A 15,384-nucleotide genomic window follows, 5' to 3' on the forward strand; every position below is an offset into this window, starting at 1 on the left:
GAAGTTCGAGAATTTAAGTTTTGAGTTCTCGAACTTCTTTTACTTATGGTGTTTTTGTTTTAGATAATAAACGAGGCCAAAACTTACCAGTGACTCATTGCCAGTAATAATTCGAATAATATTACTTTTATGTCGCCAAAGAACCAGTGCAGTTAAAATTCCAGCAACGCAGCTAAGGATTAGATCGTGCTCACAAAGCGCAATGATAAATATTGAGGTAATTCCAACGATACTGGCACAGCTGGCCATACTTGTTAGTAACAAAGTGGTGATAAAGATTGCACAGGCAAGGGCAAATAGTGGCGGATTGTAAGCCAGTAAAATCCCTGCACTAGTTGCCACTGCTTTACCGCCATGAAAATGGTCAAAAACTGAAAAAGTATGTCCTAATGAGGCAAAAATCCCAATTAATAATGGATTTACCGAATGAGAAACGCCTAAAAGATATGGCTGACTAGCTGCGAGCGTTCCTTTTAGAACATCCATTAAGAGAACTACCACTCCAGCTTTAGGTCCTAATTCACGGAAAGTATTCGTGGTTCCAATATTACCACTGCCAAGCTTTCGAATATCTTTGTGGTAAAAGGTTTGACCAATCCACAAGCCTGATGGAATAGCTCCCAAAAGATAGGCAACGATTACCATCCCAATTATTTTAATTGTCATTCAATTTACTCCTTAAAAATAACTACCCACTAAAGATAGCACGAAATCATGTTAGAAACCACTAGAGAACCTATTTTTAAAATTGTGGTTTGCAAAATAAGGATTAAATGAAGTATTATCGTTATTGTTAAAGATTGTAGTATTACTATTACAATCCCGTTCGAACTAAGGTATAATATATAAATCGAACGGATGTTCAAAATGAAGAGGGAGGTCATTTTGTGGCCACAAAAAAAGAAACGTATGATGCATCGTCAATTCAAGTTTTAAAAGGACTTGAGGCCGTTCGGAAACGACCAGGGATGTATATTGGATCTACAGATTCACGAGGATTGCACCACCTCGTATACGAAATTGTTGATAATGCAGTGGATGAAGCATTATCTGGTTACGGTGACGAAATTAACGTTACGATTGAAGAAGACAATTCAATTACGGTTCAGGATCATGGTCGGGGAATGCCTGTAGGAATGCACGCTTCCGGGAAACCGACACCTGAAGTAATTATGACGGTTCTTCATGCTGGTGGTAAGTTTGGTCAATCGGACGGTTATAAGACTTCTGGTGGACTTCATGGGGTTGGTGCTTCAGTAGTTAACGCCTTATCGACCAACCTAACTCTAACAATTGTTCGTGATCATGAACGCTACCAAGAAAAATTTAAGGATGGTGGCCAGCCGATTGGTACCTTAAAAAAACTCGGTCATACAAATGCCGGAAATGGGACAACGGTATCTTTTAAGCCTGATCCGAGTATTTTTACGACAACTGTCTATGATTACAATACCTTAGCAAATAGGTTGCGGGAGTCTGCCTTTTTGTTAAAGGGGATTAAAATTGTTCTAACTGATAAGCGGAAGGATCACGAGAAACAAGATATCTTTCAATACAAGGAAGGTATTCAAGAATTTGTTGCCTATCTGAATGAAGGTAAAGATACTTTAGGAAAGGTTTTATACTTTGATGGTAGCCAGGATGGCGTTGAAGTTGAGGTTGCTGCCCAGTATAATGATGGTTACTCTGAATCATTACTTTCCTTTGTTAATAATGTTCGCACACCAGATGGCGGAACGCATGAAGCTGGATTTAGGAGTGCTTGGACCAAGACTTTTAATGAGTACGCCCATAAGGTTGGATTGTTGAAAGATAAGGACAAGAACCTTGAAGGAAGCGATGTTCGTGAGGGACTGACTGCTGTTGTTTCTGTTCGGATTCCTGAACGGATTTTGCAATTTGAAGGACAGACAAAGGATAAGCTAGGGACTCCAGAAGCGCGAAAAATTGTGGATTCCATTGTTAGCGAGCAGCTCGGTTATGCGCTAATGGAGAATGGCGATTTTGCCCAGATGCTGATTCGAAAGTCAATTAAGGCCCGTGAAGCTCGTGAAGCAGCACGAAAGGCAAGAAACCAGGCTCGTGGTGGCAAACGTAAGAGTCGAAAAGAACGAAACCTTTCTGGGAAACTAACCCCAGCACAATCAAAGAATGCTAAAAAGAATGAATTATTCTTGGTCGAAGGGGATTCTGCTGGTGGTTCTGCAAAGCAGGGGCGTGACCGAAAATACCAAGCCATTTTACCGTTACGAGGAAAGGTCTTAAATACTGAAAAGGCCAAACTTGATGATGTGTTAAAGAATGAAGAACTGAACACAATTATCTATACGGTTGGTGCAGGTGCTGGTTCTGAGTTTAATGTTGAAGATTCAAATTACGACAAAATTATCATTATGACGGATGCCGATGATGATGGAGCACATATTCAAATCTTATTATTGACATTCTTCTATAAGTACATGCGGCCAATGATTGAGGCGGGAAAAATTTATATTGCATTACCGCCGTTATATCGCTTACAAACAGGTCGGGGTGCAAAAACCAAGATCACCTATGCATGGACCAATGATGAATTAACAGAGCTAACCAAGAAGGCTGGAAAAAGTGCCCAACTGCAACGGTTTAAGGGACTTGGTGAAATGAATGCCGATCAATTATGGGAAACAACAATGAATCCTGAAACACGGACGTTGATTCAGGTACGAATTGAGGATGCCGAATTAGCTGAACGTCGGGTAACAACTTTAATGGGAAATAAGGTTGAGCCGCGACGGGAGTGGATTGAAGATAATGTTCACTTTACTCTTAGTGACGATAAAGAATCGGATGAATTAGTGGAGAATAAGGGGCACTTGTCAAACCATAATGAGCAACCACCAAAAACTAAAAAGACTTTTAACCAAGAAGCACTTTTTTAGGTAAGCAGAAAGGAACATTATAGTGAGAGACGGTAAAATTGAAAAAATGACTTTGGAACAATTGATGGGGGATCGTTTTGGTCGTTATTCAAAGTCAATTATTCAAGAACGGGCATTGCCTGATATTCGGGATGGCTTGAAGCCAGTTCAACGACGGATCTTATTTGCAATGAATAAGGATGGAAATACCTACGATAAGGGATTTCGGAAATCAGCAAAGTCCGTTGGTAACGTTATGGGGAATTTTCACCCCCACGGAGATAGTTCAATTTACGAAGCTCTAGTTCGTCTAAGTCAAGATTGGAAGCTTCGAGAACCATTAATTGAAATGCACGGGAATAATGGTTCAATGGATGGTGATCCAGCTGCAGCAATGAGATATACGGAAGCGCGGTTAAGCAAAATTGCTGGGTTGATGCTTCAGGACATTGACAAAGATACCGTTGAAATGACGTTAAACTTTGATGATACCGAAAAGGAACCAACAGTTTTACCAGCGCGGATTCCTAACCTTCTTGTTAATGGTGCTACCGGTATTTCAGCAGGATACGCAACGGAAATACCAACACATAACCTCGGGGAAGTATTGGACGCTTTGGTTTATCTCCTAAATAATCCAGATGCAAGTTTGGAGAAACTAATGGAATTTATTCCGGGCCCCGATTTTCCAACTGGGGGAATTATTCAGGGAATTGACGGTATTCGAAAGGCTTATCAAACAGGGCGGGGACGAATCGTTGTCCGTGCTAGAACTGAGATTGAAACTCTTCGAGGTGGCCGCCAACAAATTAACGTAACTGAAATTCCTTATGAGGTTAATAAAGCCCAATTAGTTAAGCGGATCAATGATCTCCGTCTAGCTAAAAAGGTGGAAGGAATTGCTGAAGCACGTGATGAAACTGATCGTAGCGGTCTACGGATTGCCATCGAGTTGAAACGCGGAGCTAATGCCCAGGGAATCCTTAATTATCTTCTCAAAAATACTGATTTGCAAATCAACTACAATTTCAATATGGTTGCAATTGATGAGCAGCGGCCAATGCGAGTAGGGTTAAAACGAATTTTGATCTCGTATCTTTCCTTCCAGAAACAGATTATTCGTCGGCGAACACAATTTAACCTAAATAATGCTCAACATCGTCTCCACATTGTTGAAGGATTGATTAAAGCTTTATCAATCTTGGATCAAGTAATTAAGACTATTCGTGGAAGTAAAAATCGCAAAGATGCCAAGGAGAACCTGATTAACCAATATGCATTCTCCGCGGAACAAGCAGAAGCAATTGTTACCCTGCAGCTTTATCGGTTAACGAATACCGATGTTACTGAGCTCAAGGATGAGCAGAAAAAGTTAAACCAGCAAATTGAAGAATTCCAATTGATCTTAACGAATGACCAAGAATTGGCTAATGTTTTACGGAGAGAAATGTTAGCAATTAAAAAGGAATTTGGTAATCCACGGCGGACAAAGATTGAAAGCCATGTAGAGAAGTTAAGGGTTGATACTAAAGTAACGGTAGCAAAAGAAGATGTTATCCTCTTGGTTTCTCACGCGGGATATATTAAGCGGTCAAGCGTGCGCTCATTTAAGGCATCACCAATAGACGAAAACGGTCTTCGTGAAGATGATTATCCGATTCTAATCCAGCAAACAAATACTTTAGCGCACTTATTTATGTTTACCAATCTTGGGAATGTCATTTACCGACCTGTCCATGAAATTACTGATGCTCGGTGGAAAGACACTGGAGAACATATTTCACAGACAATTGGTTTAGCAGAAAATGAGCATATTATAAAAGCAATGGTCTTTGATAAGCTGGATCAGCCAGGAACCATCATTATGGGAACTAGTGACGGTCAAATTAAGCAATCGGCATTTACAGACTATAAGCCGGGAAGTCGTTATAAGAGTCGAACAACAACTGGAATTAAGTTGAAGAGCGATGAAGCTAGATTAGTAAGTGTTGATTATTATGAACCAACAAATGAAAACCGGTCACTCCTAGTCATTAGTCATGAAGGATATGCGGTTCGGTTTGATGTCGCTGATGTTCCTGTTACTGGTTTAAGAACTGGTGGGGTTCGGGCAATAAACTTGAAAGATGATGACTATGCCACCGACTATACTCTTGTTTCTGAAGGTCAAAACTTGGCAATGATTACCCAACGTGGTGCCTTTAAGGAAATGGCAAGTTCTGAAATTGAAACAGGAGCGCGTGCTCGTCGTGGAGAATTAGTAATCCATAGAATTAAGAATCACCCTCATAAAATTGTTGACTTCTTGGCTTATGATCCAGATAAGCATGATGTTCTTGAAATTATTACTGATCGACCTGCTTTCCAGGATGTTGCAGTAGATGATCACCACCTTGGAACCGCTAAATCAAACGGAACATTTGTTGTTGATACTGACACACAAGGGACACCTGTAAAATTAAGGCGTAAAAAGATTAATGTCCTAAATGAAGAGCCAGTAAACCAGGAGAATTAATAATCTTTCTATACTTTTATTTGTTTTCTGTGAGATATTTTATAATTATCTCACCAAGTTAGGACTTCCATGATAGAATAGAAAGCGTAGATTGTTTCATGTCTTAGTATTTGCGGACAATATCGAAACAAACAGGAGGAATTTTAAATGAGTAACAAAGAATTAGTTTTTGGTCATCAGAATCCAGATACTGATGCGATTACAGCTGCAATGGCTTTCTCATACTTTCAAAATCAATTAGGTTACGAAACCGAAGCTGTTGCTCTTGGTGAACCTAACGACGAAACAAAGTATGCTTTAGATCACTTTGGGATGAAGGCACCTCGAGTTGTTAAGACCGTTGCAAATGAAGTTGACAAGGTTATGCTTGTTGACCATAACGAACCACAACAAAGTGTTAGTGATCTTGATAAGGTTACAGTTACTCACTTGGTTGATCACCACCGAATTGCTAACTTTAACACTGCTCAACCACTTTGGATTACTGCTCGTCCATATGGTTGTGTAAGCACGATTATTACTGAATTATTCCAAGAAAAGCACATTAATATTCCAGCAAACCTTGCCGGGATGATGCTTTCAGCAATTATTTCAGACACATTGCTTTTGAAGTCACCAACCACAACCGATCATGACCGTGAAGCTGTTAAGTACTTGGCAAAGATCGCTGGTGTTGAAGACTATGAAAAGTACGGGATCGACATGTTGAAGGCCGGCACTAACATTGCTAAGAAGACAGATAACGAAATCGTTGATGGTGATGCTAAGACATTTGAACTTGGCGGTACTAAGTTACGGATCGGCCAAGTTAATACTGTTGACTTAGATGACGTCTTCTCCCGTCAAGCTGATCTTGAAAAGGAAATGCACAATTTAATGGATCAAAATGGTTACGAGACCTTTGTATTAATGGTTACTAACATTTTGAACAGCGATACTGACCTCTTTGTTGTTGGTGATCACACTGATACAGTTGAAAAGGCCTTTGGTAAGAAGCTTGATAACAAGCGGATGAACTTACCAGGTGTTGTTTCCCGGAAGAAGCAAGTTGTTCCTCCATTGACAGACGCTTTTGAAGGATAATAACTTTATTTCTTTAATCGTTAGCATTTAATTTAATAATGCAATAAAGTGAAAAACTCCTATAATAAGGTATTAAATTATTCTTATTATGGGAGTTTTATTTATGGAGTTTGAATTTTCACTTGCAAACGAGAAGGACCTGCCAAGAATTGTCGATATTTATAATCAGATCATCCCATCTCGCCTTGCTACTGCTGATCTAGAGCCAGTAACTGTTGCGGAGCGAGAAGCATGGTATCACTCATTTACCAAGACCCATCCATTATGGGTTATTAAAAATAACGAGCAAAAGGTGGTAGGCTGGGTAGGGCTTGAACCATTTTATGGTCGGGCGGCCTATGAGCATACCTGTGAAATAGCAATTTATATTGATAAGAGTGTTCGACATCATGGCCTTGGAACACAAGCAATTAATTTTGTGATCAGTCAATTACCTCAACTAGGAATCACAGCAATTGTAGCCTATATTTTTGGTCATAATTTGCCAAGTTTAGGATTATTCAAATCATTTCATTTTACAGAATGGGGAAGACTACCTCGAGTAGCAGAACTTGATGGCGTTCAGCGGGACCTCATAATAATGGGGAGAAGGTTTGACTAGAAGTAGCTTTAAATATCTACTAACTTAATCTAAAATACTGGTTGACAAATATTAGAATATGATTAAAATAATTAGTAATTACTGAAAGGAGGAACACAATGATGAATGCTTTGATTCAATCAAATATTAAAGCGTATGCCTTCTGGTTTAGCGATTAATTATCCGCTAACCAGCAGTGCTCTTCATTGTGCGTTCCCGGATAGTTGTTAATCTTAAACTATCCGGGGCTCTACTAATTCTGACTTAGTCATTAAAGTCCTGGATGGATTATAACCATCGAGGACTTTTTATTTTGGAGGGAAAATTATGCCAACTACTAAGTCACAATTATTAAATAACTTGAATACGAATTTCGGTCTATTAAAGCCAGTGGGAATCCGGGAGTTTGATTACAAGGCTAGTGCAATTCCTGGGATCATTAAATTAACGCTTGGAGAACCTGATTTTAACGTTCCTGAGGTGATGAAAAAGGCAGCAATTGATAGTATTGAAAACAATGATTCTCACTATGCACCAGGTAGCGGATCCATTCAATTACGGAAAGCAATCGCCAAATTTATGGCAGATCGGTATGGACTAACTTATGATCCAACAAATGAAATTGCTGTAACGGTTGGGGCAACTGAAGGAATTTATGCTTCACTATCAGCCTTAGTCAATCCGGGGGATGAAGTTTTAATTACTACCCCAACTTTCCCGTTATACATGGCAGTAACGACTATTCTTGGCGGAAAACCCGTTGAAATCAACACTAGTAATGACCAGTTTGTTCTAACACCTGAAAGGCTCCGTCAAGTAATTGCTGAACATCCCAATGCCAAAGCAATTATCTTAAATTACCCGTCAAACCCAACCGGAGTAACCTATACTCGTGAGCAGATTCAACAGTTGGCAACTGCAATTGACAAAACCAATTTAGTTGTCATTGCGGATGAAATATACTCAGAATTAGTTTACAGTGGACATCATACTTCGATTGCGGAATTTATCCCGGGACAAACCTTAGTCTTAAATGGAGCTTCAAAGTCACAAGCAATGACTGGGTACCGGGTTGGCTTTATTGCAGGACCACAAGAATTGATGAAGCTGGTCTCTGCCATTCATGCCATGATGGTTACCGCTGCTGCAGATCCAATGATGGCAGCGGCAGCTAAAGGCTTTACCAGTGAAGAAGGTAAGCAAGCTACCCTAGAAATGAAGGCAGCTTACAAGCAGCGCCGTGATACCTTAGTTCCGGCATTACGCGAGCTCGGCTTTGAAATTACTAACCCTAATGGAGCTTTTTATGTCTTTGCTAAATTACCAGAACGTTTTGGAACCGATGATGTGAAATTTGCTACTGAACTGGCTGAGCAAGGAAAAGTCGCTGTAATTCCTGGATCATACTTTGGGGCTGGTGGTAGTGGCTACCTAAGAATTAGTTACGCAACAAGCATGGCGGATATTGAGGAAGCAATTAGACGAATTAGCCAATTTGTAAAGGAGGACTAGCCAATGACCGAAATTTTAATGACTAGTGTACGGGATGATGAGCAAGCGGCAATCAAGGAATTTGCCGGGGAGAACGATGTTGAAATTATTACTACCGAAAAATTAATTGATGATGCCGTTGACCTGACCAAGGATGTTGATGGCCTGGTTATTCAACAACGAAGTAAGCTGCCCACATCAATCTACGCTAAACTACGTGAGAATGGCTTGAAACAAATTGCCACCCGAACTGCGGGCTTTGATATGATTGATCTTGCTGAAGCGCAGGCCAACAATTTAACGGTAACGAATGTCCCAGCCTATTCGCCAAGAAGTGTTGCCGAACACGCGCTAATGCAGATCTTTCGGTTATTAAGGAAAGCTTACCGGTTTGATGCTCAGGTAGCGGCTAATGATTACCGGTGGTTTAGCGATGAACAAGCGATGGAAATCCATACAGCAACCATTGGAATTATTGGTGTTGGTCGAATTGGCGGAACGTTAGCTAAACTATTAAAAGCTTTAGGAGCAACGGTTCTAGGGTTTGATACTAACCCGCGAGGAGAAATGAAAGGGACCATTGAATACGTTACAAAAGAAGAACTTTTACAGCGGTCAGATGTGGTATCATTGCACGTTGACCTTAATCCGACCTCGGTTGGTTTACTCACTGCTAAGGATTTTGCTTTGATGAAACCGAGTGCTGGTTTAGTAAATGCTAGTCGGGGGCCAGTAGTTAATACGGCTGATTTAGTAGCTGCACTGAAAGCAAAACAAATAGCCGCAGCTGCCTTGGATACCTTTGAGGGTGAAAATGAGGTTGTTATGACTGATCGTCGGCAAACCGGCCTTGGCGATGTACCGTTGGTTGCTGAACTTCATTCAATGGATAATGTAATTCTGACTCCGCATATAGCTTTCTTTACGAATTTAGCCGTAAAGAATATGGTTGATTTTGCCCTTGAAGATGTTTTAACAGTTCTTGCAGGAAAAAAGTCACCGCATGAAGTGAACTGATCCTATTAAGTTAGCCGCTTTTGCAGAATAGGGTAGGTTAGTTTTCTCATTTGTTTTTAATTTTAATAAATATATGTTAGAATACCTACAATTTATAATCTGTACCAATAAAATTTTGATGTTGGTAGGCTACGAAAGAGGTTGATATAGATGAGTTTAGACACAGCAATCTTTGCGGGCGGATGCTTCTGGTGCATGGTCCAGCCATTTGATACTTATCCGGGAATTAAATCAGTCATTTCTGGATATACTGGAGGACATGTCCCTAATCCAACCTATGAAGAAGTTTGTTCAGGAAAGACCGGACATACTGAGGCGGTCAAAATCACCTTTGATCCTGATGTGATTTCATATGATGATCTGGTAACTATTTATTGGCATCAAACTGACCCAACTGATGCTATGGGACAATTTCAGGATCGTGGGGATAATTACCGGCCAGTAATCTTTGTTAATAGTCCTCAACAACGTGAAATTGCTGAAAAATCAAAGGCTGCTCTTCAAGCTAGTGGACAATTTGGAAATGATAAAATTGTTACTCAAATTGAAGATGCTAAACCTTTTTATCCAGCAGAGGATTATCATCAGGACTTCTACAAGAAGAATCCAGAACGGTACGCTCTTCAAGAAGCCGGCGGTAGGGAACAATTTAAGCAGCAACATTGGAATAACAAGGATTAATAAAAAAACTCTCGTGACTTTTTACAGTGTGAAGTCACGAGAGTTTTCTTTATCTAGCTGGATAGATAAATTTAACAAGATTATGATGCTTATTAGTTTTGTTGATTATCATTTAATTTCATTTAGTCATCCCCTAGTCGACATTTAAATTAACATTACCAAGTTGGTGATCAAAATTGACAGCCCAATGTCCTTCCTTGAGATGGGGTGGTAAAACGAACGTTCCGGAAGAAACCAGTTGACCTTCCTTAAATTGCTTACCTTGTTCTTCAAGCTTTTTGACAAGCCATTGAAGGGATTTAAGCGGATTACCAAGAACCTCTTTTGAATCACCTTCATCGAGCTTTTGATCATCAAGGAAGAGTTCGGCATGGACCGTTGCAACATCAGCGACATCCTTGAAAACTTTTGTTGAAGGAACCTCTTTCCCATAAACAACTAATCCGCCAACAGCACAATCTGACATGACATTGTATTTACCGAGACTCGGGAACCAATCCTTAAACCGAGAATCCGGTACTTCTAGTGCACCCGCAACCGTTGTCTTGTTTAAGAGATCCTCTAGTGAATCATTGCTCGTTAAGTCTGTAGTTGCACGAAAGGCTAATTCAACTTCGACCAATGGTTCCATTAAGTCATTTAAGCTGACGTTTGCTGGTGCAGGGAGAAAACGACGATTAACTTGTTGACCATATAAGGGTGAATCAGCGTCAAACATATCTTGGGTTTGTTTACTTGTCAGTGAAACTTTGTATCCGCCAACGGGAACACCCTTAAGACGCATCACCTCATCTTGGACAGCATATGCAGTTTCATCATCTTCTACAACACTTTTCCAGTCTTTTTCTTCTAGTGGTTTGCCAGTTAGGGTTGCATCGTAAAGGGCCATTGCGAATTCTTTTTGGTTAGCGTTTAATGTTGTCATAATTGATTCCTCCAATTTTAGTTATTTATGATTATCATCACCATCAAAAATGCCAACACTGATGAGAATCATTATTCTTAATTATTCCTTGAATGTTGCTAATGTCGCTAATGTCGCTAATATCACTATCTTTCATGATCCTCACCTCACTTAAAATAAATTTCAAAGTAAACAAAAACCCATCAAGCACATTTGAATATGCTTGAAGGGCGACGTTGCCGCGGTACCACCTTCATTTATGGAAAGAGTCCACATCTTGAACCAGACAAATTTATCTGGAGCCAGGATAATGGTCGGCAGCCAGGCAACCTTACTTAGTTCAGGAGCCAATTCACAGGGGATTTAACATTGATTAACGTTGCTTAGTTCACACCAGCCACTAAGTCTCTGAACCAGTTAATCAAGTTACTTCCTGTTCGGTATCTTTAACGTGTTTACATTTGATGCTTCGTATTCTACTCATTAAATTTTAATCTGTCAACCATAAAATTTAATTTTTTATTGTTTTGGTAATCCCTTATATGAAGAAATTAAATTTATAGATTATTCAGGAACTTATGAAACTTAATTAGGGGGTTCACAAGTCGACTTTTGTATTGTAAACTACTCAACAATTACAAAATGATGAGAAAGAGGAGTGGTAACTATGTTTAAATTTTCAAAAAGAGTTCCTGCTGACGGGACAGATGCTGTTGGTGCAATCTTAAAAGCGGCGGCTGACCCGAAAATCATTTCATTTGCGGGTGGATTACCGGCTCCTGAACTATTTCCAGTTGAGGGGATGAAAGAAGCAACGGATAAGGTTTACGCTGAGCATGGCCAGCAAGCTTTGCAATACGGTGCTGCTAAGGGAGTAACTGAACTCCGTGAATTAATCCTTAAACGAGTAAAGGAAAAGGAGAATGTTGATGCCAAACTAGAGAACGTCATGGTAACAACAGGTTCTGAACAAGCAATTGATTTGGTCGGAAAGGCATTTGTAAATCCGGGAGATACAGTTCTTGTCGAAGAACCAACTTACCTTTGTGCGCTTGACGTTTTCCGTTCATACAGTGCTAATTTTGTTAGTGTGCCAATGGATGATGACGGGATGAAGATGGATGCCCTGGAAGAAGCTCTGAAGGCTCATCCAGAAACAGCACTGGTCTATACAGTGCCAAACTTCCAAAACCCAACTGGGCGGACAATGCCAGCAGAACGACGAAAAAAGTTTGCAGAGTTGGCAGCAAAATACGATGTTCCGGTTCTTGAAGATAATCCATACGGTGATATTCGCTTTGCAGGAGAACATGTTCCTTCTGTTAAGTCATTTGATCATGCCGGAAAAGTCTTTTACATGAGTACGTTCTCAAAGATTCTTGCTCCTGGGTTCCGTCTTGGCTGGTTAGTAGCGGATCCAAAAGTAATTGAAAAATTAACCGTGCTAAAGCAATCTGCTGATCTCCATACGGATAACCTTGTTCAGTATGTAGTTACTGAATTCTTTAAGGAAAATGATGTTGATGCCCATGTTAAGGAAATTAGTGACCTTTATGGGAAGCGGAAGCAACTAATGATTGACGGAATTAAGAAATACTTCCCGAAGGATGTTAAGTATACCGATCCAGAAGGTGGAATGTTCCTCTGGGTTGAAGTCCCTGGTGTCACTGATACTGTTGAACTCTTTAAACAGTGTCTTGAACACAATGTTGCCTTTGTCCCTGGTGACCCGTTCTTTGCTGGGAAGCCACAACCAGGAACATTCCGGTTGAACTACTCCAACATGCAGGAAGACCAGATTGAAGTCGGATTGAAGCGACTTGGCGAAGCACTTTCACAAGTTCTTGAAGCATAATTATCAAATAGTTCTTAAAGTTTGCTAATAGTGATCTTTAAGAACTATTTGCGTTTAAAAGCCCCATCTTTCTTTGTTTGGCAGATAATTGTAAAATATAAGATAACTAGATAAACGGAAGAAGTATTAGAAAGGGTTAGAATTATGCGTAAACCATTTATTGTAGCTAACTGGAAGATGCACAAAAACGTCCAGGAATCAGTTGACTTTGTTAAACAAATTAAATCAAAGCTTCCTGATCCTAATAAAATGGAGGTTGGAATTGCAGCACAAGCTTTTGCGTTGCCAAGTATGGTCGAAGCAGCAGGTAATTCAGGACTGAGGATTATTGCTCAAAATGCTGCTGCTGAATATTCTGGGCCATATACAGGTGAAGTAAGTCTTCGTGGCTTAGCAGATGCTGGTGTATCATATGTAATGTTAGGCCATATTGAGCGCCGTCGATTATTTGGTGAAACTAATGCCAGTGTGCACAAAAAGGTTCAAGCAGCTCTGCAACGTGGTGTTACCCCAATTATTTGTACCGATGAAACAATGGTCCAACAAGTAGTAAATAACGAAATTCATTATGTTTTTCACCAGTTAATGACGGTCCTTCATGGTGTTTCGTTGGATCAGATTAAGCGAGTAGTTATTTCTTACGAACCAAGCTGGGCAGTTGGGGCTGGTCAACACGCTAATCCCACTTTAGCCGAAGAAGGATGCCGGCTAATTCGGCAAACAATTGCTGAATATTATAGCTATGAAATTGCGGATAAGATCCGCATCCTCTACGGTGGCAGTGTTAATCCTAATAACATTAAGGATATTATTGATAAACCCGATATTGATGGTGCGTTAATCGGTCGGGCAAGTTTGGACCTGGATAATTTCCTAAAAATGATTTCCAACGCTCAGTTAACGCTAAAAGAGGAATAAAAAAGTTCCTGGTACTCAATTTACGAATACTAGGAACTTTTAATTTAGGTTAAACCATTAGCTTACTTGCTTATCGTCGTCCTTCTTCAACTCTTCACGAGTCTTAACGTCATTAACATGTAATTCGAACTTGACCAATTTCAAGCCAGTCATTTTATCTAAGGCACTGTCAATCTCTTTACAGACTGCTTCAAAAATTTCTGGTGCGCTCTTACCGTATTCGATTGTCGCGTCCATTTTAATTGCAACTTGTTTTTCACCCACATCGGCATTGATCCCTTTGGTCATATTATTGCCGGATGAAACTTTATCCGCAAATTCAGAGAACATGTTGCCATCAAGAGAGATGATTCCTGGAACTCGGGTAGCTGTGATCCCGGCAATCTTTTCAATTACACTGTCGTCAAAAGTTAGGTGTTGGTCAACGTTAGTTTTAGTAGCTTGGTTTGTGTTTGTAGTTGTCATGATTAATTCCTCCTTAGAAATTATTCGGCAAGTTTAGCACTTAATTTATTAACGATTCCCTTAAAAGAGAATCCAATGAGGTCTAAGACAAGACCGATTAAAGCGAAGATCGCAGTAGTTAGAAGAATGCCAATTGCTGTCCAGAATCCCCAAACGGTCCAACTAATACTGAGAACTAATCCCGTAATCGCACCAATGAGAGCAAGTTTCATTGTTATCCCTCCTTGTTAAACGACTGTGACTGATTTTTTGTGACTATAAGGTTGAAGGCGAACTCGTAATTTACGAAGCCCGATAGCAAAGTTTGTTTGTAAATTATTTTCGATTGCATCAGTTAAAGAATTCTTCAGCAGTTCTGGATCGGATTGTCCAGAAAGCATTCCGGTAACGGTAACATCTGCTTCTTGACGATTCTTGAGCATTTTAACCTTTGTTGTGGGATTATAGAGACCAAAACTTGATAGGTTAAGGCGAATACTATTTTCCACTGCTGTTTTATCAACTGAGATATGACGAGCACCATCACGAGCAATTACTAATTGTTTACTCGTTGTTGGTCGGAAGATCGAACTCCCAATTACGATTATCGCCATCAGAATGATATAGCTTGCTAAACCAATAATTGTGTATTGTCCGGGGCGGGTTAATAGCCATTGGCTGATTCCTAGTATCCAGGGTTCGTGACGGAAGATCCAGAGAAGGATTACAATACCGCCGATTAGTCCCTGAATTAGCATTGCTATTGTAATCCACCATTTTTTCCAATTAGCCATTAAAGAATCACTCCTTTCTATGTCTGCAGGCTTCTGTTTTAATGTCTTAACTTTAACATGGATGAAAGGGCTTTACAGTAGATTATTAATGGACATAAGGCTTTCTTATACGGGTGATCATTAATTCTTCACAGGTGTTTACAAATGGGGTATAAATTAGCAAAAAAGACCATTTTTGATTAATAATCTGCTATGATTAGAGTGA

General features: G+C 39.9%; 14 protein-coding genes and 1 other annotated feature. Of the genes, 9 read left to right on the forward strand and 5 right to left on the reverse strand.

From position 1 onward, the window contains the following. Positions 1-39: 39 nt before the first annotated feature. Positions 40-666 (reverse strand): glycerol-3-phosphate 1-O-acyltransferase PlsY, encoded by a 627-nt coding sequence (gene plsY, locus HMPREF0549_RS04340; protein ID WP_003717036.1) that lies wholly within the window; start codon positions 664-666, stop codon positions 40-42. A 221-nt stretch (positions 667-887) separates the two neighbouring features. Between plsY and parE the strand changes: the two genes are divergently transcribed. The 7 genes from parE (at position 888) to msrA (ending at position 10,264) form a co-directional block, all read left to right on the forward strand. Further along, a complete protein-coding gene (gene parE / locus HMPREF0549_RS04345) occupies positions 888-2,918 on the forward strand; it encodes a DNA topoisomerase IV subunit B (RefSeq protein WP_003717037.1) in 2,031 nt (676 codons plus the stop codon). A 22-nt stretch (positions 2,919-2,940) separates the two neighbouring features. After that, complete coding sequence (gene parC, locus HMPREF0549_RS04350; RefSeq protein ID WP_003717038.1) at positions 2,941-5,412, forward strand: DNA topoisomerase IV subunit A; 2,472 nt, start codon at positions 2,941-2,943, stop codon at positions 5,410-5,412. Between the two features lie 147 nt (positions 5,413-5,559). After that, positions 5,560-6,495, forward strand: a complete 936-nt coding sequence (locus tag HMPREF0549_RS04355; RefSeq protein ID WP_003717039.1) for a manganese-dependent inorganic pyrophosphatase — start codon at positions 5,560-5,562, stop codon at positions 6,493-6,495. A gap of 103 nt (positions 6,496-6,598) precedes the next feature. Beyond that, positions 6,599-7,096, forward strand: a complete 498-nt coding sequence (locus HMPREF0549_RS04360; RefSeq protein WP_040531169.1) for a GNAT family N-acetyltransferase — start codon at positions 6,599-6,601, stop codon at positions 7,094-7,096. A gap of 306 nt (positions 7,097-7,402) precedes the next feature. Then, complete coding sequence (locus HMPREF0549_RS04365; protein ID WP_003717043.1) at positions 7,403-8,587, forward strand: aminotransferase class I/II-fold pyridoxal phosphate-dependent enzyme; 1,185 nt, start codon at positions 7,403-7,405, stop codon at positions 8,585-8,587. Positions 8,588-8,590: 3 nt separating this feature from the next. Beyond that, positions 8,591-9,583 carry an NAD(P)-dependent oxidoreductase gene (locus HMPREF0549_RS04370; RefSeq protein WP_003717044.1) on the forward strand — a complete coding sequence of 331 codons (993 nt, stop codon included), beginning with the start codon at positions 8,591-8,593 and terminating at the stop codon, positions 9,581-9,583. Between the two features lie 150 nt (positions 9,584-9,733). Continuing rightward, on the forward strand, positions 9,734-10,264 hold the full coding sequence (gene msrA, locus HMPREF0549_RS04375) for a peptide-methionine (S)-S-oxide reductase MsrA (protein ID WP_003717045.1): 531 nt from the start codon (positions 9,734-9,736) through the stop codon (positions 10,262-10,264). 133 nt (positions 10,265-10,397) lie between these two features. Here msrA and HMPREF0549_RS04380 read toward each other — a convergent pair whose 3' ends face one another. After that, positions 10,398-11,189 carry a 2-keto-4-pentenoate hydratase gene (locus HMPREF0549_RS04380; RefSeq protein ID WP_003717046.1) on the reverse strand — a complete coding sequence of 264 codons (792 nt, stop codon included), beginning with the start codon at positions 11,187-11,189 and terminating at the stop codon, positions 10,398-10,400. 202 nt (positions 11,190-11,391) lie between these two features. After that, positions 11,392-11,618, reverse strand: a binding site (T-box leader). A gap of 217 nt (positions 11,619-11,835) precedes the next feature. On the opposite strand from HMPREF0549_RS04380, the gene HMPREF0549_RS04385 reads away from it, so the two are divergent. Next, positions 11,836-13,023, forward strand: coding sequence for an aminotransferase-like domain-containing protein (locus HMPREF0549_RS04385; RefSeq protein ID WP_003717047.1), 1,188 nt, complete (start codon positions 11,836-11,838; stop codon positions 13,021-13,023). Positions 13,024-13,167: 144 nt separating this feature from the next. Continuing rightward, positions 13,168-13,941, forward strand: a complete 774-nt coding sequence (gene tpiA / locus HMPREF0549_RS04390) for a triose-phosphate isomerase (RefSeq protein ID WP_003717048.1) — start codon at positions 13,168-13,170, stop codon at positions 13,939-13,941. Positions 13,942-13,998: 57 nt separating this feature from the next. Here the strand turns inward: tpiA and HMPREF0549_RS04395 are convergent, their stop codons facing one another. Genes HMPREF0549_RS04395 through amaP form a run of 3 tightly spaced genes read right to left on the reverse strand, consistent with a single transcriptional unit; the run spans position 13,999 to position 15,179 of the window. Next, positions 13,999-14,406, reverse strand: coding sequence for an Asp23/Gls24 family envelope stress response protein (locus tag HMPREF0549_RS04395; RefSeq protein ID WP_003717049.1), 408 nt, complete (start codon positions 14,404-14,406; stop codon positions 13,999-14,001). 20 nt (positions 14,407-14,426) lie between these two features. After that, on the reverse strand, positions 14,427-14,618 hold the full coding sequence (locus tag HMPREF0549_RS04400; protein WP_003717050.1) for a hypothetical protein: 192 nt from the start codon (positions 14,616-14,618) through the stop codon (positions 14,427-14,429). Between the two features lie 15 nt (positions 14,619-14,633). Next, positions 14,634-15,179 carry an alkaline shock response membrane anchor protein AmaP gene (gene amaP, locus HMPREF0549_RS04405; RefSeq protein WP_003717051.1) on the reverse strand — a complete coding sequence of 182 codons (546 nt, stop codon included), beginning with the start codon at positions 15,177-15,179 and terminating at the stop codon, positions 14,634-14,636. Positions 15,180-15,384 lie beyond the last annotated feature (205 nt).

The organism is Limosilactobacillus vaginalis DSM 5837 = ATCC 49540 (genome assembly GCF_000159435.1).
GTDB classification, from domain to species: Bacteria; Bacillota; Bacilli; order Lactobacillales; family Lactobacillaceae; genus Limosilactobacillus; species Limosilactobacillus vaginalis.